The 23,530-nt window shown below is 71.1% G+C and carries 16 protein-coding genes; 7 read left to right on the top strand and 9 right to left on the bottom strand.

The genetic code is table 11. The annotated features are described in order from the left end of the window. Positions 1–50 precede the first annotated feature (50 nt). The 5 genes from ACH41F_RS30035 to ACH41F_RS30015 all read right to left on the bottom strand — a co-directional run bounded on the left by ACH41F_RS30035 (position 51) and on the right by ACH41F_RS30015 (position 4,364). Positions 51–293: a DUF397 domain-containing protein gene (locus tag ACH41F_RS30035; RefSeq protein WP_391231757.1), complete on the bottom strand. Its 243-nt coding sequence runs from the start codon at positions 291–293 to the stop codon at positions 51–53. Positions 294–399: 106 nt separating this feature from the next. After that, positions 400–1,566 (bottom strand): thiolase domain-containing protein, encoded by a 1,167-nt coding sequence (locus ACH41F_RS30030; RefSeq protein ID WP_391231756.1) that lies wholly within the window; start codon positions 1,564–1,566, stop codon positions 400–402. Then, complete coding sequence (locus ACH41F_RS30025) at positions 1,563–2,612, bottom strand: thiolase domain-containing protein (RefSeq protein WP_391231755.1); 1,050 nt, start codon at positions 2,610–2,612, stop codon at positions 1,563–1,565. The genes ACH41F_RS30030 and ACH41F_RS30025 overlap by 4 nt, the downstream gene beginning before the upstream one ends. Next, positions 2,609–3,550 carry a Zn-ribbon domain-containing OB-fold protein gene (locus ACH41F_RS30020; protein WP_398838286.1) on the bottom strand — a complete coding sequence of 314 codons (942 nt, stop codon included), beginning with the start codon at positions 3,548–3,550 and terminating at the stop codon, positions 2,609–2,611. The genes ACH41F_RS30025 and ACH41F_RS30020 overlap by 4 nt, the downstream gene beginning before the upstream one ends. Before the next feature lie 13 nt (positions 3,551–3,563). Then, a complete protein-coding gene (locus tag ACH41F_RS30015) occupies positions 3,564–4,364 on the bottom strand; it encodes a crotonase/enoyl-CoA hydratase family protein (RefSeq protein WP_391231753.1) in 801 nt (266 codons plus the stop codon). Positions 4,365–4,602: 238 nt separating this feature from the next. Between ACH41F_RS30015 and ACH41F_RS30010 the strand changes: the two genes are divergently transcribed. Further along, complete coding sequence (locus tag ACH41F_RS30010) at positions 4,603–6,213, top strand: acyl-CoA synthetase (RefSeq protein ID WP_398838284.1); 1,611 nt, start codon at positions 4,603–4,605, stop codon at positions 6,211–6,213. 116 nt (positions 6,214–6,329) lie between these two features. Next, positions 6,330–8,078: a sulfatase gene (locus ACH41F_RS30005; protein ID WP_398838282.1), complete on the top strand. Its 1,749-nt coding sequence runs from the start codon at positions 6,330–6,332 to the stop codon at positions 8,076–8,078. Positions 8,079–8,189: 111 nt separating this feature from the next. Here the strand turns inward: ACH41F_RS30005 and ACH41F_RS30000 are convergent, their stop codons facing one another. Further along, positions 8,190–9,044, bottom strand: coding sequence for an alpha/beta fold hydrolase (locus ACH41F_RS30000; RefSeq protein ID WP_398838280.1), 855 nt, complete (start codon positions 9,042–9,044; stop codon positions 8,190–8,192). 182 nt (positions 9,045–9,226) lie between these two features. Between ACH41F_RS30000 and paaK the strand changes: the two genes are divergently transcribed. Then, complete coding sequence (gene paaK / locus ACH41F_RS29995) at positions 9,227–10,522, top strand: phenylacetate--CoA ligase PaaK (protein ID WP_398838278.1); 1,296 nt, start codon at positions 9,227–9,229, stop codon at positions 10,520–10,522. Here the strand turns inward: paaK and ACH41F_RS29990 are convergent. Then, positions 10,519–12,012, bottom strand: coding sequence for an acyl-CoA synthetase (locus ACH41F_RS29990; protein ID WP_398838276.1), 1,494 nt, complete (start codon positions 12,010–12,012; stop codon positions 10,519–10,521). The genes paaK and ACH41F_RS29990 overlap by 4 nt on opposite strands. Before the next feature lie 107 nt (positions 12,013–12,119). Between ACH41F_RS29990 and ACH41F_RS29985 the strand changes: the two genes are divergently transcribed. Further along, positions 12,120–14,537 carry a penicillin acylase family protein gene (locus ACH41F_RS29985; RefSeq protein WP_398838275.1) on the top strand — a complete coding sequence of 806 codons (2,418 nt, stop codon included), beginning with the start codon at positions 12,120–12,122 and terminating at the stop codon, positions 14,535–14,537. Between the two features lie 6 nt (positions 14,538–14,543). Here ACH41F_RS29985 and ACH41F_RS29980 read toward each other — a convergent pair whose 3' ends face one another. Together ACH41F_RS29980 and ACH41F_RS29975 are read right to left on the bottom strand one after the other, a co-directional pair. Next, entirely contained in the window at positions 14,544–16,097 is a 1,554-nt protein-coding gene (locus ACH41F_RS29980; protein WP_398838273.1) for an acyl-CoA synthetase, read from the bottom strand. Continuing rightward, entirely contained in the window at positions 16,094–17,203 is a 1,110-nt protein-coding gene (locus tag ACH41F_RS29975) for a nitronate monooxygenase (RefSeq protein WP_391231744.1), read from the bottom strand. The genes ACH41F_RS29980 and ACH41F_RS29975 overlap by 4 nt, the downstream gene beginning before the upstream one ends. An 85-nt stretch (positions 17,204–17,288) precedes the next feature. On the opposite strand from ACH41F_RS29975, the gene ACH41F_RS29970 reads away from it, so the two are divergent. From ACH41F_RS29970 to ACH41F_RS29960, 3 genes are all read left to right on the top strand, one after another. Further along, positions 17,289–19,046 carry a serine hydrolase gene (locus tag ACH41F_RS29970; RefSeq protein ID WP_398838271.1) on the top strand — a complete coding sequence of 586 codons (1,758 nt, stop codon included), beginning with the start codon at positions 17,289–17,291 and terminating at the stop codon, positions 19,044–19,046. A 146-nt stretch (positions 19,047–19,192) separates the two neighbouring features. Further along, entirely contained in the window at positions 19,193–19,576 is a 384-nt protein-coding gene (locus ACH41F_RS29965; protein WP_398838270.1) for a toll/interleukin-1 receptor domain-containing protein, read from the top strand. A 17-nt stretch (positions 19,577–19,593) separates the two neighbouring features. Continuing rightward, the gene (locus ACH41F_RS29960; RefSeq protein ID WP_398838268.1) at positions 19,594–23,529 is read left to right on the top strand and encodes a HEAT repeat domain-containing protein; all 3,936 of its coding nucleotides are present in this window, start codon (positions 19,594–19,596) and stop codon (positions 23,527–23,529) included. Position 23,530 lies beyond the last annotated feature (1 nt).

Raw genomic sequence — 23,530 nt, 5'->3', positions numbered from 1 at the left:
CGGATCGGCCCCCACTCGTGCGCGGGTACGGCGTCACACGGGACGGCACGTCACGTGAGGTCGAACTCCCCCTCCCGGGCGCCCGACACGAACGCCCCCCACTCGGCGGGCGTGAAGATCAGGGAAGGGCTCTCCGGGCGGCCGCTGTTGCGCATCGCGATGAAACCCTCGACAAAGGCGATCTGGACATCCCCCAGGCCACGGCTGCTGGAGTGCCAGTCCGCACCGCTGAGGTCCAGCTCGGGCTTGTCCCAGCCCATGAGCGGCTGCTGCTGGATGGTGGTCTCGGCCACGTCCGTGCTCCTCCCGATTGCGTCGTCCGCGGCCAGCCTAGCGATCGCCTCGGGCCGCCGACAGGCCACGTGAGGGGGACCTTTCGGTGACCTGCGGGGAGGCGTTTCACGCATCAGGGGGTTCGGCCCCCACGAGCCACATGGAGAAGAACTGCGAGCCGCCGCCGTAGGCGTGCCCGAGCACCCTGCGGGCCCCGTCCACCTGGTGCTCCCCGGCCTGGCCGCGCACCTGGAGCGCCGCCTCGGCGAAGCGGATCATGCCGGAGGCGCCGATGGGGTTGGTGGACAACACGCCGCCCGACATGTTGACCGGGAGGTCCCCGTCCAGTTCGGTCACCCCGGACTCGGTGAGTTTCCAGCCCTCGCCCTCGGCGGCGAAGCCGAGGTTCTCCAGCCACATGGGCTCGTACCAGGAGAACGGCACGTACAGCTCCGCGGCGTCGATGTCCCGGCGCGGGTCGGTGATGCCCGCCTGCCGGTACACGTCGGCCGCGCAGTCCTTCCCGGCCTGGGGCGAGACGGCGTCCTTGCCGGCGAAGAGGGTGGGTTCGCTGCGCATGGCGCCGCCGAGCATCCAGGCGGGCGGGCGGGGTGCGCGGGCCGCCCCGGCCCGGTCGGTCAGGACCATCGCGCAGGCGCCGTCGGAGGAGGGGCAGGTCTCGGAGTAGCGGATCGGGTCCCAGAGCATGGGCGAGGCCTGGACCTTCTCCAGGGTGATGTCGTGCTCGTGGAGGTGGGCGTAGGGGTTCTTCAGCGCGTTGCGCCGGTCCTTGTACGCCACCAGCGAGCCGACGGTGTCCGGGGCGCCGCTGCGGCGCATGTACGCGCGGACGTGCGGTGCGAAGAAGCCGCCCGCCCCGGCGAGGAGCGGCTGCTGGAAGGGGATCGGCAGGGACAGCCCCCACATGGCGTTGGACTCGGACTGCTTCTCGAAGGCCAGGGTGAGGACGGTGCCGTGGACGCGGGCGGCGACGAGTCCGGCCGCGACCAGGGCCGTGGAGCCGCCGACGCTGCCCGCGGTGTGCACGCGCAGCATCGGTTTGCCGACCGCGCCGAGGGCGTCGGCGAGGTAGAGCTCGGGCATCATGACGCCCTCGAAGAAGTCGGGCGCCTTGCCGATGACGACGGCGTCCACGTCCGCCCAGGTCAACTCGGCGTCGTCCAGGGCGCGTCGGGCCGCCTCGCGTACCAGCCCCGCGATCGACACGTCTCGGCGGGCGGCGACGTGCTTGGTCTGTCCGACGCCCACGACGGCCACGGGTTCCTTGCTCATCGCGGATCCCCTTCCAGTACGGCGACCAGGTTCTGTTGCAGACAGGGGCCGGAGGTGGCGTGCGCGAGGGCACGGTCGGAGTCCCCGCGGTGGATGCGCGCGGCGGCCTCGCCGATGCGGATCAGTCCGGCGGCCATCATCGGGTTGGCGGCCGGCGCCCCGCCGGACGGGTTGACCCGCACCTCGTCGCCGAGCCGCAGCGCCTTGCGCAGGACGACCTCCTGCGAGGTGAACGGGGCGTGCAACTCGGCGGTGTCGACGGGCTGTTCGAAGGCTCCGGCCCGCTCGGCGGCCAGCCGTGCGGAGGGTGAGTCGGTGAGGTCGCGGACCCCGAGGCTGTGCGGTTCGATGCGGTGGTCGATGCCGCGGATCCAGGCGGGGCGGGAGCACAGGTCGCGGGCCCGCTCCCCGGCCGCGAGGATCACGGCGGCGGCCCCGTCGCCGATCGGCGGGCAGTCCCCGGTGCGCAGCGGGCGTACCAGGTACTCCCCGTGCGGCACCGAACCCCTCAGCTGGGCGCGGGAGTTGTCGGCGGCGTCCGTACGGCTGCGGGCGGCGACGGCGGCCAGGGCGGGTTCGTCGGTCTCGCCCGCGTCGATGAGCGCCTGCGCCTGGAGCGCGGCGAGGGCGACCGAGTCGGGCCACAGGGGGGCCAGGTAGTACGGGTCGAGCTGGCGGGTCAGGACGTCTCGCAGGGAGCCGGGTGAGGACTTGCCGTAGGAGTAGACGAGCGCGGTGTCCGCGTCTCCGGTGAGCAGTTTGGTCCAGGCCTCGTACAGCGCCCAGGCGCCGTCCATCTCGACGTGCGACTCGGAGATGGGCGGCCAGGCGCCCACCCCGTCGAGGGCGAGGGTGAAGGAGAAGGCGCGTCCGGCGAGGTAGTCGCTGGAGCCGGAGCAGGTGAAGCCGATGTCGGCGGTCTTGAGGCCGGTCTGTTCCAGGACGCCGTGCAGGACCGGCATGAGCAGTTCCACCTCGGACTGCTCCTCGGTGGTGCGCAGGACGTCGGACTGGGCGAAGGCGACGACGGCGATGTCCCTGGTCACAGGAGCTCCTTGTACGTCTCGTAGTCCGCGTCGGGCTCTCCCGTGGGCCGGTAGTGGTCGGGAAAGCGGCCGCCTTCCGTCCATACCGGCTCGACCCTGAGTCCCATCCGCACCTGGTCGTAGGGGATGCCGCCGATGCGTCCGTGCAGGGCGAGGTCGGCGCCGTCGAGGGCGATGTGGGCGTAGACGTAGGGGACGTCGATGTCGAGGTTCTTCGCCTTGATGTTGACGATGCAGAACGTGGTGACCGTGCCGCCGGGTCCCACCTCCACCTGTTCCGAGGTGGCGACGCCGCAGGTGGGGCACGCGCCCCTCGGCGGGACGTACACCTTGCGGCAGGAGGGGCAGCGTTCGCCGACGTTGCGGTGGTCGGCGAGGGCGTTGATGTAGGCGGTCTGTGCGCGGCCGGGGGAGTACGTGTAGTCGAGGCGGGCGGCCGCGACGATCCCGGTGACCGGGTCCGCGAACTCACCGCTGTGGCCGCACGGTTGGGCCGGGTCGCCGTCGTACGGCTCGAAGCAGGCGATGTCGGTGATGGCGCCGGTGCGGTGCTCGGCCCAGCGGACGCGGACGCGCATGCCGGTGTGCACGGCGTCGGGGCCGGGGGCGTCGAGGGCGTGCAGGAGGGCGGTGTCGGCGCCGTCGAGGCGGACCAGGACCCAGGCGAAGGGGGTGTCGAGCGGTTGGGCCCGGCGCGGTTCGTGGTTCCAGGCCCAGGTGGTGACCGTGCCGGTGGGGGCGACCTCGACGAGGTCGCGGAGTTCCTCGGCGGTCCGCGGGTCGTACTCGACGGGTGGCACGAGGGTGCGGCCGTCGGTGGTCCGCACGCCGAGGACGACACGCTCGCGCAGCCCGGTGAGGAAGGCGCTCTGGACGGGGCCGAGGGAGCGGGTGAAGGGGAACTCCACGACGAGCGGCGCTTTGAGGACTTCGGGCACGGTGACTCCCTCGTCAGGCTCGTTTGTAGACGGGCGGTCGTTTCTCCGTGAAGGCGCGGGCGCCTTCCTTGGCGTCGGCGGTGTCGAAGACCGGCCAGCCGCGCTTGAGTTCGGCCGCGAGTCCTTCGGTCTCGGTCATCTCGGCGGTCTCGTACACGGAGGCCTTCACCGCTTCGACGGCCAACGGGCCGCAGGCGTTGATCTGTTCGGCGATCTCCAGTGCCTTGGTCAGCGCCGTGCCGTCGGGGACGACATGCCCGACCAGGCCGATGTCGGCGGCCTCGCGGGCGGTGTACGGGCGGCCGGTGAGCAGCATCTCCAGGGCGTGGGTGCGCGGGATCTGGCGCTGGAGGCGGACCGTGGAGCCGCCGATCGGGAACAGGCCGCGTCTGACCTCGAAGAGGCCGAAGGTCGCGGACTCCCCCGCCACCCGGATGTCGGTGCCCTGGAGCATCTCGGTGCCGCCCGCCACGCAGTGGCCCTCGACGGCGGCGATCACCGGTTTGCGGGGGCGGTGGTGGCGCAGCATCGCCTTCCAGTGCAGGTCGGGGTCGGCCTTGAGGCGGTCCCGGTACCGCTCTCCCTCCATGCCGTGGCCGGCCAGGGCCTTGAGGTCCATGCCCGCGCAGAACGAGCCGCCCGCGCCGGTGAACACGATCGAGCGGACCGAGTCGTCGGCGTCGGCCTCGATCCAGCCGTCGTAGAGGCCGACGAGCATCGCCAACGAGAGCGCGTTCTTGGCCTGTGGCCTGTTGAGCGTGAGCACCAGTGTGGCGCCTTCGCGCTGCACGGTGAGGTGTTCCGTCCCACCCATCGCTCATCTCCCCTCGATAAGAACGAGAACAGGTTGCAGGAGCCGCCCGGGCTCTTCAAGGGTTTTCTGACAGACAGTCAGATTTCTTCGCGCGGAGCCTTCACAGTTGGGTCGCCCTTTGCTCTGATGACCGGCAACCGGTGCGGAGCTAGGGCCTGTCTCTCGGATCAGCTCGGCTGCGAGCAACGGTGCGACGCCGAGCTGATCCGAGAGGCAGGCCCCAGGGTCAGGAGGAGCGGTGGAGTACAACCTTGCCGACCTGTTCGAGTCCGTCGTCGACGTGGTCCCCGGCCGTGAGGCGCTCGTGTACGTCGACCACCCCGGCACGGGCGCGGAGCACCGTCTCACGTACGCCGAACTGGACGCGGCCGCCAACCGGGTCGCCCACCATCTGATCGACAGCGGCATCCGCCCCGGCGACCATGTCGGGCTGCACCTGTACAACGGCATCGAGTACCTCCAGATCGCGATCGGCTGCCTGAAGGCCCGCGCCGTGCCCGTGAACGTCAACTACCGGTACGTCGAGGACGAGTTGGTCTACCTCTACCGCGACGCCGATCTCGTCGGCCTCTTCTTCGACGCGGAGTTCGCGGCCCTGGTGTCGGCCGCGCTGCCGTCGACGCGCAAGCTGCGGCATCTGGTGCGGGTGGGCGAGGGCGGGTCCGGTACGGATGCCGTGCCGTTCGCCGACGCCGTGGCCGCGGGCTCCGCCGAGCGCGGGTTCCCGCGCCGCTCGGGCGACGACCAGTTCATCATCTACACCGGCGGCACGACCGGTATGCCCAAGGGTGTGATGTGGCGCCAGGAGGACCTGTTCTTCGCGGGCATGGGCGGCGGCGCGCCGACCGGCGAGCCGGTGAGCAGGCCCGAGGAGCTCGCCGAGCGGGTCGCCGCGAGCGGCGAGGGGATCACCTTCTTCCCGACCGCGCCGCTGATGCACGGCACCTCCACGCTCACCGCGTTCATCGGCTTCTACTTCGGCCAACGGGTCGTGATCCACCGCAAGTTCGTGCCCGAGGAGGTGCTGCGGACCGTGGAGAGGGAGAAGGTCACCAGCATGTCCCTGGTCGGCGACGCGATGCTGCGCCCGCTGATCGACGCCCTCGAAGGGCCCATGAAGGGCGTCGACACCTCGTCGATGTTCAGCGTGTCCTCGTCCGGCGCGATCATGTCGGACACCGTGCGCCGGCAGTTCCAGGCACTCGTGCCGAACGTGATGCTGCTGAACAACTTCGGCTCCTCCGAGTCCGGCTTCAACGGCACCGCCACGGACGACTCCGGCATCGAGCGCGGCTTCCGGGTCCGGGTCAACACCCGCACCCAGGTGGTCGATCCGGCCACCCACGAGCCGGTCGCGGTGGGCGAGGTGGGCCGTGTCGCCCAGTGCGGCCACGTGCCGCTCGGCTACTACAACGACCCCCGCAAAACCGCCGAGACCTTCTTCGAGAAGGACGGCGAGCGCTGGGTGCTGCTCGGCGACATGGCCACCGTCGACGAGGAGGGCGTCGTCACCGTCCTCGGCCGGGGCTCGCAGTGCATCAACACCGGCGGCGAGAAGGTGTACCCGGAGGAGGTCGAGCAGGCGCTGAAGTCCCACCCGGACGTGTACGACGCGCTCGTCGCCGGCGTGCCGGACGCCAAGTGGGGCCACCATGTCGCGGCGGTCGTACAACTGCGGGAAGGAGCCGCGCGACCGTCGCTCGACGACATCCAGACGCACTGCCGCACCCATCTGGCGGGCTACAAGATCCCGCGCCAACTGGTGATCCAGGAGTCCATACGGCGCTCCCCGAGCGGCAAGGCCGACTACCGGTGGGCGCGGGAGGTGGCGGTGAGGGCGGACGCGTGAATTCCGCGCCCATGGGATTGAACCGAAGGTGACGTGCGGACGTACTGGTGGTGGCAGGCTCGGTCACGGGCCTGTGTTCGCCATGCCATCGCAGGACCGCACGGAAGGACCGCCGGGTGTCGCTCTTCACACCTCGCTCTCGTCAGCTGCCGGAGGCCACCGAGGGCGGGGTGGAGACGGACGGCACGCCCGGCGAGACGGCCGAGGCGGCCCCCGGGAAGTCCGGCTGGTTCGGCTGGCGGGGCCGCTGGCCGCGTGCGGCACGCGGCGTGACCGTCGGCACGAGCGTCCTGGCCGCCGTCCTGGTGCTCGGCGCGTTGCTCATGCCCAACCGTCTGGACCGGATGAACCTCCAGGCGTTCCTCCGCCTCCCCGTGGAGGCGATCCTCCTCGCCGGACTGCTGCTCGCGCTGCCGAGGCGGCCGCGGCGCGTCACGGCCGTCGTCGCGGGTGTCCTGATCGGTCTGTTCACCCTCGTCAAGTTCCTCGACATGGGCTTCCGTCAGACCCTGGCCCGCCCCTTCGACCTGGTCTTCGACTGGATCCTGCTGGACGACGCGACGGATTTCGTCAGGGAGTCCTTCGGCCGCACGGGACAGGTCCTCGCGGTGACCGGGGCGATCGCGCTGGCCGTCGCCGTGCTCGCCGCCTGCACGCTCGCGGTGGTACGGCTGACGAACCTTCTGGTCAGGCACCGTCCCACGGCCCTGCGGGGCACGCTCGTCCTCGGCATCGTGTGGATCGTCTGCTTCACCCTGGGCGTGCAGTTCGGCGGGGTGCCCTTCGCCACCAAGGGCAACACCCAGTTCGTCGCCAACCGTGTCCAGCAGGTGCGTGACGGCCTGTTCGACGCCAAGGAGTTCGAGAAGCTCGCCGCCGTCGACGCCTTCGCCCAGACCCCGCCCGACCAGCTGCTGACCGGGCTGCGCGGCAAGGACGTCCTGTTCACCTTCATCGAGAGTTACGGCCGGGTCGCGATCGACGACCCGTCGATGGCCCCGGAGATCGACGCGACCCTCCAGGCGGGCGACAGCCGGCTGAAGGCGGCCGGCTTCTCCTCGCGCAGCGCCTGGCTCCGCTCCCCCGTGACGGGCGCGGGCAGCTGGCTCGCCCACTCGACGTTCCTGTCGGGCCTGTGGGTGAAGAACCAGCAGCGCTACCGGAGCCTGACGACCGGCGACCGCGCGACCCTCACCAGCTACTTCCAGAAGACCGGCGCCTGGCGCACGGTCGGCATCGTGCCGGGGGTGCGCAAGGCGTGGCCGGAGGGCAAGTACTTCGGCCTCGACCACATCTACGACTCCGAGCACCTCGGCTACCAGGGCCCCTACTTCAGCTGGACGCCGGTCCCCGACCAGTTCAGCCTGGAGGCCTTCGAGCGCCTGGAGCACGGCAGGAAGAACCGCGACCCGATCATGGCGGAGATCATCCTGGCCTCCAGCCACAACCCCTGGTCCCCCATCGCCCACATGATCGACTGGGACCGGCTCGGGGACGGCTCGGTCTTCGAGCAGATCAAGAAGGAGGGCACCGACCCGAAGGAGGTCTGGAAGAGCTCCCAGCGCGTGCGCACCGAGTACCGCAAGGCCGTCCAGTACTCGCTGGACAGCCTCACCGAGTGGGTCGAGCGCTACGGCAACGACGACACGGTCCTGGTCTTCCTCGGCGACCACCAGCCCGTCCCGACCGTCACCGGCGGCGACACGAACAAGGACGTGCCCATCACCATCGTGGCCCGTGACCCCAAGGTGCTGGACCGGATCGCCGACTGGGGCTGGACCGAGGGGCTCAAGCCCGCCGGGAACGCCCCGGAGTGGGGCATGGACACCTTCCGGGACCGGTTCATGACCGCGTACGCGAAGTGAGCTCCCGCCGGGCGGCTCCACGACCGCCGGGGACTCCTCCGGCCGCGTCTCGTGCACCAGGTGCCCGGCGGCAACGGTCACCGGGAACCGGTGGGCCGGCGGGGTGCGCCCCTACTCCGGTGTCGGCAGCGGCTCCCTGAGGAAGGCGGTGATCCGGCGTACGAACCACTCCGGGTCGTCGAGCCACGGGAAGTGCCCGGCGCCGGGCTGTACCGCGAGTTCGGCGTGCGGGAACACCTCCGCGGCGCGGCCGGCCTGCTCGGGCCGGGGTCCGTTGTCGAGGCTGCCGGCGAGGACGAGCACCGGGCCCTCGAACCGGCCGAGCGCCTCCCGGGTCGCGTCCGGGTCGTAGGCGCCGTCGGAGCCGTACACCTCGGCCGCCTCCTCGTTGAACTCCTCCTCCCCGCGCGCGTCGTGCGCGGCGGCGCTCTCGTCCCAGCGGCCGTAGAAGAAGGGCGCGAAGACGGGGTCGTAGCCGCCGGTCCCGGTGAGCGAGGCCTCGAAGGCGGGGAAGGCCTCCTCGAACCAGGGTTCGTCCTTGCGCAGCGCGGCAGCGGCCAGCCGGTCCGCGTCCGTCACGGGCATGCCCAGCGCCCACGGGATGGTCGTGACCAGCACCAGCCGCCGCACCCGCCGCGGGTACCGGGCCGCGTACAGCATGGCGAGGCTGCCGCCCGCCGAGTGGGCGAGCAGATCCATGCGCTCCAGCCCCAGGTGCGTCCGCAGGGCCTCCACGTCGTCCACGAGCCGGTCGCAGCGGTACGTCGCCGGGTCGGCCGGTACGGCGGAGTCCCCGGTGCCGCGCAGGTCGAGCAGGGCGAGCCGGCGGTGGGCGCTCAGGCCGCCGAGGTCGCCGAGGTAGGCGGAGGCGCGCATGGGTCCGCCGGGCAGGACGACCAGGGGCTCGCCCTCGCCCCGCAGATGGCAGGCGAGCGGGGTCCCGTCGGGTGCGGTGAAGGTCGGCATGGCACTGATCCTGAAGGTCGACGGCTCCGCGCCGCAACGGGGTTCCCGGTCGGCGCCTGTGCGGGCAGAAAATCCGGGCCGGCCTCTTGATTGAGGTCGGCAGGGCTGAATTACTGATCCCGAACACGTCGACCGAATGATCGGTCGCCCGTATTGCTGTGGTTGGTGAGGGAGGCGTCCCGATGGCGGATGCGACGGAGCTGTTGGACGCGGGTGAGCGGATGGACCCGGAGGCGCTGCGGGCGGCGCAACTCGAGCGGCTGCGCCGGTCGTTGCGGCACGCCTACGACAACGTGCCCTTCTACCGGGAGTCCTTCGACAAGGCGGGCGTCCACCCCGAGGACTGCCGGTCCCTCGCCGACCTGGCCCGCTTCCCCTTCACCACCAAGGCGGACCTGCGCGAGAACTACCCGTACGGCATGTTCGCCGTGCCACGGGACCGCGTGCGCCGCATCCACGCCTCCAGCGGCACCACCGGGCGGCCCACGGTCGTCGGCTACACCGAGGGCGACCTCTCGCTGTGGTCCGACATGGTGGCCCGCTCGCTGCGCGCCGCCGGCGCCCGCCCCGGCGACATCGTCCATGTGGCCTACGGGTACGGCCTGTTCACCGGCGGCCTGGGCGCCCACTACGGCGCCGAACGGCTCGGCTGTACGGTGATCCCCGCCTCCGGCGGCATGACGGCCCGTCAGGTCCAGCTGATCCAGGACCTCAGGCCCGACGTCATCATGGTGACCCCCTCCTACATGCTGACGCTCCTGGACGAGTTCGAGCGGCAGGGCGTCGATCCGCGCGGCACCTCCCTGCGGGTGGGCGTCTTCGGTGCCGAGCCCTGGACCGAGGGGATGCGCCGGGAGATCGAGGAACGGTTCGCCATCGACGCGGTCGACATCTACGGGCTGTCCGAGGTGATCGGCCCGGGCGTGGCCCAGGAGTGCGTGGAGACCAAGGACGGCCTGCACATCTGGGAGGACCACTTCTATCCCGAGGTGGTCGACCCGGTCACCGGCGAGGTGCTGCCGGACGGGGAGCGCGGGGAGCTGGTGTTCACCTCGCTCACCAAGGAGGCGATGCCCGTCGTGCGGTACCGGACCCGGGACCTGACGCGGCTGCTGCCGGGCACGGCACGGGTGTTCCGGCGCATGGAGAAGGTCACCGGGCGCAGCGACGACATGGTCATCCTGCGGGGCGTGAACCTCTTCCCCACCCAGATCGAGGAGATCGTGCTGCGCACCCCGGGCGTGGCCCCGCACTTCCAGCTGCGCCTCACCCGCGAGGGCCGCCTCGACGCCCTCGCCGTGCGCGCGGAGGCCCGGCCGGACGCCGGTCCCGAGGACCGGGAGGCCGCCGCCCGGTCCATCGCCGCGGCGGTGAAGGACGGCATCGGGGTGTCCGTCGACGTCGAGATCGTCGAACCCGAGTCGCTGGAACGGTCGGTGGGCAAAATCCGGCGGATCGTGGACCAGCGGCCCCGCTAAGAGAACCGGTCCCGCAACTCCCGCTTGAGGATCTTCCCGCTCGCGTTGCGCGGCAGCTCGTCCACGAACAGCACCCGCTTGGGCGCCTTGAAGTGGGCGAGCTTCTCGCGTGCGTGGTCGATGAGTTCGGCCTCGCCGACCTCGCCGCGCGGGACGACGACCGCCGTGACCGCCTCGACCCACCGCTCGTCCGGCAGCCCGATCACGGCCACCTCGGCGACGGCCTCGTGGGTGTAGAGCGCGTCCTCGACCTGCCGTGAAGCGACCAGTACGCCACCGGAGTTGATGACGTCCTTGACCCGGTCCACGATCGTGAAGTAGCCATGGGCGTCACGGACCGCGAGGTCCCCGGAGTGGAACCAGCCGTCGCGGAAGGCCTCGGCGGTCTCCTCGGGCTTGTCCCAGTAGCCCTCGCACAACTGCGGGGAGCGGTAGACGATCTCCCCCGGCGTCCCGTCGGGCACGTCCTTGCCGTCCTCGTCGACCACGCGGGCGTCGACGAACAGGACGGTCCTGCCGCAGGAGTCCATCCGGCCCTTGTGCTCCTCGGGCGCGAGGACCGTCGCCAGCGGACCGATCTCGCTCTGGCCGAAGCAGTTGTAGAAGGCGAGCTTCGGCAGGCGTGCGCGCAGCCGCTCCAGCACGGGTACCGGCATGATCGACGCGCCGTAGTAGGCCTTGCGCAGCCCGTCGAGGTTCCGGGTGGCGAAGTCGGGACGGTTGGCCAAGCCGATCCACACCGTGGGCGGCGCGAAGAGGCTGTCGGCGCGGCCCGCCTCGATCAGGTCGAAGATCCGGTCGCCGTCGGGCGCGTCGAGGATGACGTTCGTCGCGCCGACCGCGAGGTAGGGCAGCAGGAACACGTGCAGCTGCGCCGAGTGGTAGAGCGGCAGCGAGTGCACGGGGCGGTCCCCGGCGCTCAGGTCCAGGGCCGTGATCGCGCTCAGGTACTCGTGCACCAGTGCGCGGTGCGTCATCATCGCGCCCTTGGGGAGGGCGGTCGTGCCGGAGGTGTAGAGCAGTTGGACGAGATCCTCGCCCTGGGGCTCGGGACCGTCGTAGGCGGGCGCCGCCGCCAGCCGGGCCAGCAGCGAGTCGTCGGCGTCGCGCAGCGGCACCGTGCGGACGTCGTCCCCGAGTCGGGCGGCGAGGTCCGGGTCGGTGAGGACCAGGGCGCTGCCCGACTGGCCGACGATGTACGACAGGTCCTCGCCGGACAGGTTCTGGTTCACCGGCACGTGCACCAGGCCCGCGCGGGCGCAGGCGAGGAAGACGATGAGGTAGGCGTCCGAGTTGTGGCCGTAAGCGCCGACGCGGTCGCCGGGCGACAGGCCCTCCGCCAGCAGCACGCTCGCCGCGCGGGAGACGGCCTCGTCGAGTTCCTCGTACGTCCAGGCGCGGTCGCCGTACTCCACCGCCACCCGCGCCGGGGTGCGCCGGGCGCTGCGCCGCAGCACCCCGTCAACCGTGCTGCCGTGTCCGGGCGTCATGACACATGATCCTCGGTCCGTGGCGACGGGAGGTCAAGCACCGTCCGCCCGGACATACCCGTTGGTACGCTCAACCGCTCCTTCCCCCAATGACGTTGGGAGGCACGATGCGCACACGCCTGAGACGAACCGTCGTCCTGGCAGTCGCCCTGTTCACCGCCACGTCCGCGCTGCCGGCGGCCGTGGCCGAAGGCCAGAGCTCTCGGCACCACCCGTCGCACGGCGGCCTGTCCGCCACGATCCGCTACACCGAGTACGGCATCCCGCACATCGTCGCCAAGGACTACGCGGACCTGGGCTTCGGCACCGGGTGGGCGCAGGCCGCCGACCAGGTGTGCACGCTGGCCGACGGTTTCGTGACCGTGCGCGGCGAACGGTCCCGGTACTTCGGGCCCGACACGGCGCCCGACTCCTCCCTCTCCTCGGCCGCCCGGAACCTCTCCAGCGACCTCTACTTCCGCGGGGTGCGCGAGGCGGGCACGGTCGAGAGACTGCTCGCCGAACCGGCGCCGCGCGGACCGAGCCGCCAGGCGAAGGACCTGATGCGGGGCTACGCGGCCGGCTACAACGCGTGGCTGAGGAAGAACCGCGTCACGGACCCGGCCTGCAAGGGCGCCGCCTGGGTCCGCCCGGTGACGGCCCTGGACGTGGCCGTGCGCGGCTTCGCGCTCTCGGTCCTCGGTGGCCAGGGGAGGGGCGTGGACGGCATCACCGCCGCCCAGCCGCCCACGACGGCCTCGACCGCGGCGCCCGACGCCCAGGACACCGCCCGGGCGGCCCGGGAGCTGCTGGCCGCCGACACCGCCGACATGGGGTCCAACGCCGTCGCCTTCAGCGGCGCGACCACCGCGGACGGCCGCGGACTGCTGCTGGGCAACCCGCACTACCCCTGGCAGGGCGGCCGCCGCTTCTGGCAGTCCCAGCAGACCATCCCCGGTGAACTCAACGTCTCCGGCGGCTCGTTGCTCGGTTCCGCGACGATCTCCATAGGCCACAACGCGAAGGTGGCCTGGAGCCACACCGTCGCGACCGGCGTCCCCGTCAACCTCCACCAGCTGACCCTCGACCCGGCCGACCCGACCACCTACCTCGTGGACGGCACGCCGGAGCGGATGACCAGGCGCACCGTCACGGTCCAGGTCAAGGACGGCGCCCCGCTGACACGGACCCAGTGGTGGACCCGCTACGGCCCGGTGATCACCTCCTTCGGCGGCTCCCTGCCGCTGCCGTGGTCGTCCACGACGGCATACGCCCTCAACGACCCCAACGCGGCCAACCTGCGCGCCTCCGACACCGCTCTCGGTTTCAGCAAGGCCCGCAGCACGGCGCAGGTCCTCGGCTCGCTCCGGCGCACCCAGGGCCTGCCGTGGGTGAACACGATCGCCGCCGACTCCGGCGGTCACACGCTCTTCACCCAGTCCCAGGTGCTTCCGCGCATCACCGACGAACTGGCCCAGCGCTGCTCCACGCCCCTGGGCAAGGTCACCTATCCGTCCGCGGGTCTGGCGATCCTGGACGGCGCTCGCGGCGACTGCGCGCTCGGCTCCGACCCCGACGCCGTGCAGCCCGGCGTCTTCGGTCCGGCGCGGATGCCGACCCTCGTGGACGCCCCCTACGCGGAGAACTCCAACGACAGCGCCTGGCTGGCCAACGCCGACCGGCCGCTGACCGGGTACGAGCGCGTCTTCGGCACCATCGGCACGCAGCGGTCGCTGCGGACCCGGGGCGCGATCGAGGACGTCTCGGCGATGGCCGAGCGCGGGCGGCTGACCGTACGGGATCTCCAGGCGCAGCAGTTCGCCAACCGGGTGCCCGCCGGGGACCTGGCCGCGGCCGACGCGGCGAAGGCCTGTGCGGCACTGCCCGGCGGCACCGCAACGGGCAGTGACGGCAAGGCCGTTGACGTCAGTGAGGCGTGCGGGGTGCTCGCCGCGTGGGACCGCACGGTGAACACCGACAGCCGTGGCGCGCTGCTCTTCGACCGACTGTGGCGCAAGATCCCGTCGGCCCAGCTGTGGAAGGTGCCCTTCTCCCCCGCGGACCCGGTGCGCACCCCGAACACCCTGAACACGGACACGCCGGCGTTCGCCGCCGCCCTCGCGGGCGCGGTCACCGAGCTGCGGACGGCGGGGATCCCGCTCGACTCCCCGCTGGGGGACCACCAGTTCGTCGTACGCGGCGACCGGCGCATCCCGGTCTCGGGCGGCACGGAGTCCCTGGGCGTCTGGAACAAGGTCGAGCCGGTGTGGGACCCGGCGCACGGGGGCTACACGGAGGTGACCACCGGCTCCAGCTACATCCAGGCCGTCGGCTGGGACGGCAGCCTCCCCCACACTTCGTGCGGGGGGACCCCCAGCCCGGTGGCCCGCACGCTCTTGTCGTACTCCCAGTCCTCGAACCCGAACTCGCCCCACTTCGGCGACCAGACGCGGCTGTACTCCCAGGAGAGGTGGGTGAGGGCCCGCTTCTGTGAGAAGGACATCCTGTCGTCGCCGTCGCTGAGGATGGTCCGGGTCCGCTCGTGAGACGGCTCAGACGGGGCGGGTCCGGCCCTCCCAGTACGGGTCCCGCAGCCGGCGCTTGTAGAGCTTGCCGTTGGGGTCGCGGGGCATCTCGGTGATGAAGTCGACCGTCTTGGGGCACTTGTAGCCGGCGAGCTGACCGGCGCAGTACCCCAGGATGTCGGCGGCCAGGCCCGGGCCGGGTTCGCGGCCCGGGGCCGGTTCCACCACGGCCTTGACCTCCTCGCCCCAGTCGTCGTGCGGGATGCCGAAGGCGGCGGCGTCGGCGACGGCGGGGTGCTGGAGCAGCACGGACTCGATCTCGGCGGGGTAGATGTTGACCCCGCCCGAGATGATCATGTCGATCTTGCGGTCGCGGAGGAAGAGGTAGCCGTCCTCGTCGAGGACCCCCAGGTCGCCGACGGTGAAGAAGTCGCCGATGCGGTTCTTCCGCGTCTTGTCCTCGTCCTTGTGGTACGAGAAGCCGCCCGTGTTCATCTTCATGTAGACGGTGCCCAGTTCGCCGGGCGGCAGCCGGTTGCCGTCGTCGTCGAAGACCGCCAACTCGCTGATGGGCCAGGCCTTTCCGACGGTGCCCGGCTTCTTCAGCCAGTCCTCGGCGGTGGCGAAGGCGCCGCCGCCCTCGCTGGCCGCGTAGTACTCCTCCACGCACGGCCCCCACCAGTCGAGCATCGCCCGCTTCACATGGTCGGGGCAGGGTGCGGCGCCGTGGATGGCGTGCCGCATGGAGGAGACGTCGTAGCGCGTCCTGATGTCCTCCGGCAGGGCGAGCAGCCGGTGGAACTGGGTCGGGACCATGTGCGTGTGGGTGCACTTCTCCCGGTCGATGAGCCGGAGCATCTCCTCGGGCGTCCACTTGTCCATCAGCACCAGTCGGTGGCCGATGTGCAGGGAGGCGCTGGCGAACTGGAGCACCGCCGTGTGGTAGAGCGGCGAGCAGACGAGGTGGACGTTGTCGTCGTACGGCCTGATGCCGAAGATGCCGAGGAAGCCGCCGAGGTAGGCCTCCTCGGGGAGCTTGCCGGGCAGCGGGCGGCGGATGCCGCGGGGGCGGCCGGTGGTGCCCGAGGTGTAGTTCATGACCCAGCCGAGGGTGCGGTCCGCGGGCGCCGACTCCGGTTGTCCGTCGAGCAGTTCGGCGTACGGCCGGAAGCCCTCGATGCGGCCGACGGCGTACCGGTGGGTGGCCGGGAGGCCGGCCTCGTCGGCGGCCTGGCGGGCGGGGCCGGCGAACCGTTCGTGGGCGAGGAGGACCTTGGCGCCGGAGTCGGCGACGATCCAGGCGATCTCCGGGCCGACGAAGTGGTGGTTGACCGGCACGAGGTAGAACCCGGCCTGGGTGGCGGCCAGATGGGCGGTGAGGAACTCGACGCCGTTCGGCAGGACGACGGCGAAGGCGTCGCCGCGCTCCATGCCGGCCGCGCGCAGACCGTGGACGAGGCGGTTGGCCGCGGCGTGGAGGCGCCCGGCGGTCCACTCCTCGCCGTCGGGGGCGACGAGGACGATGCGGTCGGGGTCGGCGGTGGCCTGGGCCCAGAATCCGGCGGGGGGTGTGCTCGTCACTGGCCGCTCCTTCCGGCGATGCGGTTGACGCGGTCGACGGCCCGCTCGAAGCCGCGGGTCAGGTCGTCGAAGACCGCCTGGACACTGCGTTCGCTGTTCATCCGGCCGACGATCTGGCCGACGGGGGTGCCGAGCAGGGGCTGGACCTCGTACTTCTGGATACGGGTGAGGGCCTCGGCGACCAGCAGGCCTTGCAGGGGCATCGGGAGGGTGCCGGGGCCGTTCGGGTCGTCCCAGGCGTCCGTCCACTCGGTGCGCAGCTGGCGTGCGGGTTTCCCGGTCAGGGCACGGGAACGGACGGTGTCGCCGGAGCCGGCCTCCAGCAGCTTGCGCGTCACCGCGGGAGAGGACATCTCGGCCTCGGTGCAGGTGAGCCAGAGCGAACCCAGCCACACCCCCTGGGCGCCGAGCGCCAGTGCGGCCGCGACCTGCCGCCCGCTGCCGATCCCGCCCGCGGCCAGGACCGGCAGCGGGTCCACGGCGTCGACGACCTCGGGGGTGAGCACCATGGAGGCGATCTCGCCGGTGTGGCCGCCGGCCTCGTAGCCCTGGGCGACCACGATGTCGATGCCGCCCTGCTGGTGCTTGACGGCGTGCCGGGCGCTGCCCGCGAGCGCGGCGACGAGGACGCCCCGGTCGTGCGCGCGCTCCACGACGTCGGCGGGCGGTGAGCCGAGCGCGTTGGCGAGCAGCTTGATCGGGTAGTCGAAGGCGACGTCGAGCTGGTTGCGGGCGACCTGCTCCATCCACCCGGTGATCCGCCAGCCGGACGCCTCCCCCTCCGCGAGTTCGGGGACGCCGTACTTGGCGAGGGTGTCCCTGACGAACTGCCGGTGCCCCTCGGGGATCATGGCCTCGACGTCCGCCTCGGTGACGCCCTCCACCTTCCTGGCGGGCATGACGACGTCCAGGCCGTACGGTCTGCCCTCGACATGGGCCTCGATCCAGTCGAGGTCGCGTTTGAGCTCGTCGGGGGCGGTGTAGCGGACCGCGCCGAGCACACCGAAGCCGCCGGCCCGGCTGATGGCCGCAGCGACGGCGGGGAACGGCGTGAAGCCGAAGATGGCGTGCTCGACTCCCAGTCTCTTGCTCAGCTCCGTCTGCATGGGCGCAGGATGCCGCAGTCCCCTGGCAGACGGAAGACCTTTTCTGATGCTCCGTCAGATCTGGTCGTGGCGTTAGAGTTTCACGATGACCGATGAGGCGCACCACGGACTGACCCGCCGTCAGCTCACCCGAAGAGCCCTCGCACTGGGGGGCGCGCTCGCCATCGCCCCGTTCCCCGCGGGGCCCGCCGCGGCGGCAGCCGGCCGCAGCACCCTGCGCCACGGCACCCCGGAGCAGGCCGGCCTGATCGGCGCCCACCTGCGTCGACTCGTCACCGACGCCGAGGCGTTCCTCGCCCCCTCCCCCAAGCACCCGTGGTACGCGGGCGCCGTCCTGCTCGCCGGACGCGGCGGCACCGTGGCCCTGCACCGACCGATCGGCATGGCGGTGCGCTACTCGGCGTACGACGAGAAGACCGACACCGGGGTCGAGTTCCCGCCCGGGCAGCAGATCGCCATGACCGAGGACACCGTCTTCGACCTGGCCTCGGTCTCCAAGCTGTTCACCTCGATCCTGGCGGTGCAGCAGATCGAGCGGGGCGCGCTGGAGCTGGAGGGCACGGTCGCCTCGTACCTGCCGGAGTTCGGCGCCGCGGGCAAGCAGGACATCACGGTCCGTCAGCTCCTCACGCACACCTCGGGGTTCAAGGCCTGGATCCCGCTCTACAACGCACCGACGTACGAGGAGAAGCTCCAGCTCATCTGGAACGAGGCACCCCTCAACCCACCGGGTACGAAGTACCTCTACTCCGACCTGAACCTGATCTCGCTCCAGCTGGTCCTGGAGAGGATCACCGGGCGCACCCTGGACACGCTCCTGCGCGAGGAGATCACCGAGCCGCTCGGCATGCGGAGCACCTGCTACAACCCGCCCGCCTCCTGGCGGCCGAGGATCGTGGCGACCGAGGACGCGCGCAAGCCCTGGTCAGGCCTGGACCGAGGCCTGGTGTGGGGGGAGGTGCACGACGAGAACGCCTTCAGCCTGGGCGGCGTCGCCGGTCACGCGGGCGTCTTCTCCTCGGCCTGGGACCTGGCGGTGCTCGGCCGGACGCTGCTCAACGGCGGCTCCTACGGCCGGGCCCGCATCCTGCGCCCGGAGTCGGTGGAGCTGATGTTCACGGACTTCAACACCCCCTTCCCGGGCGACGAGCACGGCCTCGGCTTCGAGCTCTACCAGCACTGGTACATGGGCGCGATGGCCACCCCGCGCACCGCCGGGCACACCGGCTTCACCGGCACCTCGCTGGTCCTCGACCCCACGACCGACTCCTTCCTGATCGTGCTCGGCAACTCCGTGCACCCGGTGCGCAGTTGGCGCTCCGGTTCGGCACCCCGGGTCGCGGCCGCCACCAACCTGGCGCGCGCCGTACCCGTCCGCCCCCGCTACGGCCGTACCGCCTGGTTCGCCGGCATGGCGAGCCCCGCCACCGCCACCCTCACCCTCCCCGCCCTCGACACGTCCACGGGTGCCGCGCGGTTGCGTTGCGCGGTGTGGTGGGACACCGAACCCCAGGCGGACGTCCTGGCGTTGGAGGCCACGACGGACGGCGGCACGACATGGCGGCCGGTGCCGTTCACGACGGCCCGCCCCGCCGCCGACCACCCGTCGGGCACGGTCACCGGCTGGTCCGGCCGCGTCTGGCACCGGCTCACCGCCGACCTGCCCGCCCACCGGCAACTCGCCCTGCGCTGGCGGTACACGACCGACCGGCTGTACGTCGGGCGCGGGGCCTACGTCGACGGGTTGCGCGTGCGCACGGCCGACACGGTCCTCTTCGACGAGGCCCGGCCGAAGGACGCGGAGCGCATCGCGGCGGTGGGATGGGTGCCGGCCGCGGACTGACCTGATACACCGCCAGTTCACGTCCCCTATCGGCCGGTTAGCATATGTCGGCATCACATCACCTTCGTGAAGCACCGCGGGAACCACCGCGGGGGTCACCGTCATCCGCGCGCTTCTCCGCGCGTCAACGCCGAACCAGGATGGACATGGCGAACGTCTTCATCAGTCATCGCAAGGTCGATGTGGCCGACGCCAAGCGGCTCGCGGGGGCTGTCTCGGCCGCGGGGCACCAGGTGTGGTTCGACGAGTGGGAGATCGGCATCGGCGACTCCGTGGTGGACCGCATCAACTCCGGGCTCGAAGGCACGTCGTATCTGGTGCTCTGCTATTCCACGGCCGGTGTCATGAGCCCGTGGGTCACCCGGGAATGGATGTCCACCCTCCATCGCCAACTGGAGGGCTGCGACGTGCGGATCCTGCCGGTGAAGTTCAGCGGCAAGGCTCCGGCGATCCTGGCCGATCTCCGGTACGCGGACCTCTCCCAGGACTGGGACGGCGGATGCGAGCAGCTCCTGAAGGCGATTCGCTGAACACCTCGGGGGGCTCGATGGTCAAGATCCTGATCGCGCATGCCGACGGTGACGAGGCGCTGGCCGCCGAGATCGCACGACCGCTGGAGGCCGCGGGGTACCACGTGGTGCATCACGGCAGCCTGTTCGTCGGCGACTCGCTGATGCAGCAGGCCTCCCAGGCCATCGCCGAGGGCAGCCCGGTCGTCCTGTGCGGTTCCGTCCGGGCCATCGGGACCGGATGGGCCCACTTCCTCGTCAACGCCGCGCGACGGTACGGGCAGGCCCGGATCTTCGCGCTCCAGATGGAGGAGGGGGCCTTTCTCGACTTCCTGACGCTGGACGGCCGTGTCGCCCGGTACTGGCAGGACCCCGCCGGTGCGATCGGCGAACTCATGGCAGCGCTGTCGGAGTACTACCCGACCCCGAGACCGGCCGGCGCCGACCAGCGGCTGGACCTTCTCGAGCAGCGCTACCGCGAACTCGCCCTCGAAACCTGCGACATCGTCGATCTCGCCAACTTCCCCATCGGGGACCGCGAACTGCTCACCAGGAGTCTGCTGCTGCGCAGCCTGTACGTGTCCCTGCGCGTCGCCGTCGACATCCCGCCGGGCATCGACCCGCACGACCTCGACAAGAAGCTCCATAACCTCGAAGCGCGCCGCAAGGACCAGGACGGGGCCCAGGACACCGGGTCCCGCTTCTCCGTCGGGGAGCGGCTCGCGCACTCCAACCGGCTGGTGGTGCTGGGCGATCCGGGCGCCGGGAAGAGCACCCTGCTGCGCTGGATCGCCACCGCGTACCTGCTGCGCCTGAAGGCGGACCCCGACTGGAGTCAGCTGCCGGACGTCGACACGCTTCCCGACACCGACTGGCTTCCGCTCTTCATCCGCTGCCGCGACCTGGACCGAAGGAGGCTCACCGGGTCGTTGGAGGAGATGATCCAACACCACCTGTGCGACACGGAGTTCTCCAGCGACGAGGCCGCCGACCTGACACCGCTGCTGCTCGGCCGGCTGCGTGAGGGGCGGGTGCTGCTGCTGATCGACGGCCTGGACGAGATCTCGGACCCCGCCCTGCGGGCCCGGTTCTGCCGCAAGGTCGAGAAGATACATGTGGCCTTTCCCAAGGCGCCGATCATCGTGACCTCCCGGATCGTCGGCTACCGGGAGATGAAGCTGCGGATCACCCGGGGGTTCGAGCACGTCACGGTGCAGGACCTGACGCCCGAGGACAAGGACGACTTCGCGCGTCGCTGGTGCGTGGTGACCGAGCCGCCGATCCGCCGCGAGCTCGCCACGGAACAGCTCATCAGCGACATCCACAGCACGGACCGCATCGAGCGCCTGACCGGCAGCCCCATGCTGCTGACCACGATGGCCCTGGTGAAGAAGAAGGTCGGCAAGCTGCCGAGCCGCCGGGCGGACCTGTACCGGGAGGCCGTCGACGTGCTGTTGCACTGGCGCAGCGACGTCGACGAACGGATGGACCCCCGCGAGGCCCTTCCGCAGCTGCAGTACCTCGCGTACTACATGTGTGACTCCGGGGAACAGCAGATCCGTCAGGACACGGTCCTCGACGTCCTGGAGCGGATGCGCGGGGAGTTCCCCGACATCCACGCCGTCCAGCAGCGACCCCCGGTGGAGTTCCTCCGTCGGCTGGAACGGCAGACCGGGATCCTCGTCGAGTCCGGTCACGTCCACCATGACGGCCATCTGGTCCCCGTCTACGAGTTCCGGCACCTGACCTTCCAGGAGTATCTGGCGGGGCTGGCGCTGGTCGCCGGACGCTACCCAGGACGTGATCGGCAGAGATCGCTCGCGCAGCAGATCGCCGAATTGGCCGCGGAGACGGCTCCCTTCGTGTCTCCGGGCCGTCAGGCCGACGTCGCGGTGACGGAGAAGTGGCGCGAGGCCATCCGGCTGAGCGTGATGACGTGCAACGACGACCACGTCAACGACGTTCTCCGCGCCATCGCCACGCCCCTGGCCGGGGAGGACGCCGCCACGACGGCCCGTCCACGAGCCACCCTCGCGTGCGCGTGCCTGGCCGATGAGCCCAATGTCAGCAAGGAGGTCGCGCAGGAGGTCGTCACCCGCTTCGTCGCCGCACTGACGACGGAGGACGGAAGCGGTCCCGAGTTCACCATCGCCGACACCGTGCTGAAAGAGGTGGGGAACTCCCGCTTCGCCGCCCTGCTCAGCCGCACCATCGTCGCCCGGTGGATCCAGGATCCCTCGGAGTACCACCGGCTCGCCGGCTCCGCCTCCGTGGTGCTGGGCGAGGCCGCTCCCTCCGAGAAGGAAGCCCTGCGGACATGGGTCCGCAACCAGGTTGCCCTCCTCAAAGAGCCTGAGGCGGAAGTGGCGACCGAAGCGGCGCTGGCCCTGATGGACGTCGCCTATCGAGGCACCCTCGTCATGGTGCCCGGCCTGGTGCCGGGGCTCATCTCCATGCTCACCCGCGGCCCGTGCGAAGCGACCGCGGCAGCGTGGGCTCTCATGTGGATCAAGGGGCCTGCGCACAACTGGTGGCCTTCCGCCGCCGAGTTGCAGGAGTTGACCAGCGTCATCCTCACGGCGGCTCTGCCCCCTGATGCCGTCACGCATCTGCTGTGGTGTTTCGACGAGGCTCCGGCACCGCGGCGCGAGGCCTTGGCCGAACGGGTGATGGAGGCCTTCGCGTCCGCCACCGCAGCGACGCGGAACCAGATCGCCGATCAGTACCAGACCCTGTTCCGCGGCGTCACGGGACCCGTCATCTCGGCAACTCGGCATCAGCGGTACGAAGTTCGCGTCGGTGCGGCACTGCTGCTGAAGCGGTTGGACAATTCGTTGGCGTTGCAGCCCCTGCTGAAGACGCTCACCGACGAACACGGTGTGCGTCACAGCGGGGTCGTCGAGGCCCTCGGCGCTCTGCGCGATTCCCGCGCGCTGGACCCCCTGCTCGCCCTCCTCAGAACGTCCCACGGCACGGCGGACCGCGTCGTGGCCAAGGCCCTCGGTGATCTCGGCGACCCCCGGGCCCTGCCGCCCCTGCTGGGCCTGCTGCTGCTCCCTCACGGAACCCCGGACACCTTTGTGGTCCATGCACTGGGGAACCTTGGTGATCGGGGAGCGGTGGAACCCCTGCTGAGCATCCTCACCACACAGCACGGCAAGGTGAACGGCTCAGTCGCTTACGCTCTCGGCCATCTGGGCGACTCCCGGGCCGTACAACCCCTACTCGAAGCGTTGCCTCTCGGCGACAACGTCGAGAGCGTGGTCACCGCGCTCGGCCGCCTCGGCGACTCCCGGGCCGTTGGCCCCCTCCTCGACGCGCTGGCCACCGAGAACATCTGGCGCCCCGCCGTCGCGCGAGCCCTCGGCCGCCTCGGCGACTCCCAGGCGGTGGAGCCCCTGCTCGGCCTTCTGCCGACCTCTCGTGGCGAACTTCGCGAGGCCGTCATCGAGGCTCTCGGCCTCCTCGGCGACAAAAGGGCCGTCGAGCCACTGTTGTCCACGCTCCCGGACCTGGACGACGATCCCGAGCCGTTCGGGGATGATCAGCGCCTGGCCGTTCTCGCGGCCCTGTGCCGCATCGGTGACGCTCGTGCGATCACACCACTGACAGAGCTGCGGGCGAACACAGACCCGGAGCTGTATTCCGCCCTGAGGGCCGCACTGGCGGCGCTCGGGGACACCACGGCCCGCAGCGAGCTGAACGAAGCCATGACAGGCAGCAACCGCGACGCGAGGCGCAGCGCCTTGTGGTCCCTCGCGACACTGGACCCCGATGAAGTCAACCGGGTGCTGCTGTCCAAAGACCTCGACGGCCTCACCCCCGGAATCGACCCCCAGATGGTGATCGAGGAGTCGACGCTCCGGCAGTACGCCGCCGCCGTCCATCTTCCCGTCCCTGAAGTCCGCGCCCGCTACGAGCAGTTGGCCGACCGCTATCCGCTCCGGCTCGCCTGGCGCCGCCGATCCGACTGAC

The sequence above is a fragment of the Streptomyces sp. NPDC020489 genome (assembly GCF_044386545.1).
GTDB lineage: Bacteria > Actinomycetota > Actinomycetes > Streptomycetales > Streptomycetaceae > Streptomyces.
The sequence above is the reverse complement of the archived record's forward strand: the minus strand, read 5'-3'. Positions and strand labels throughout refer to the sequence as shown.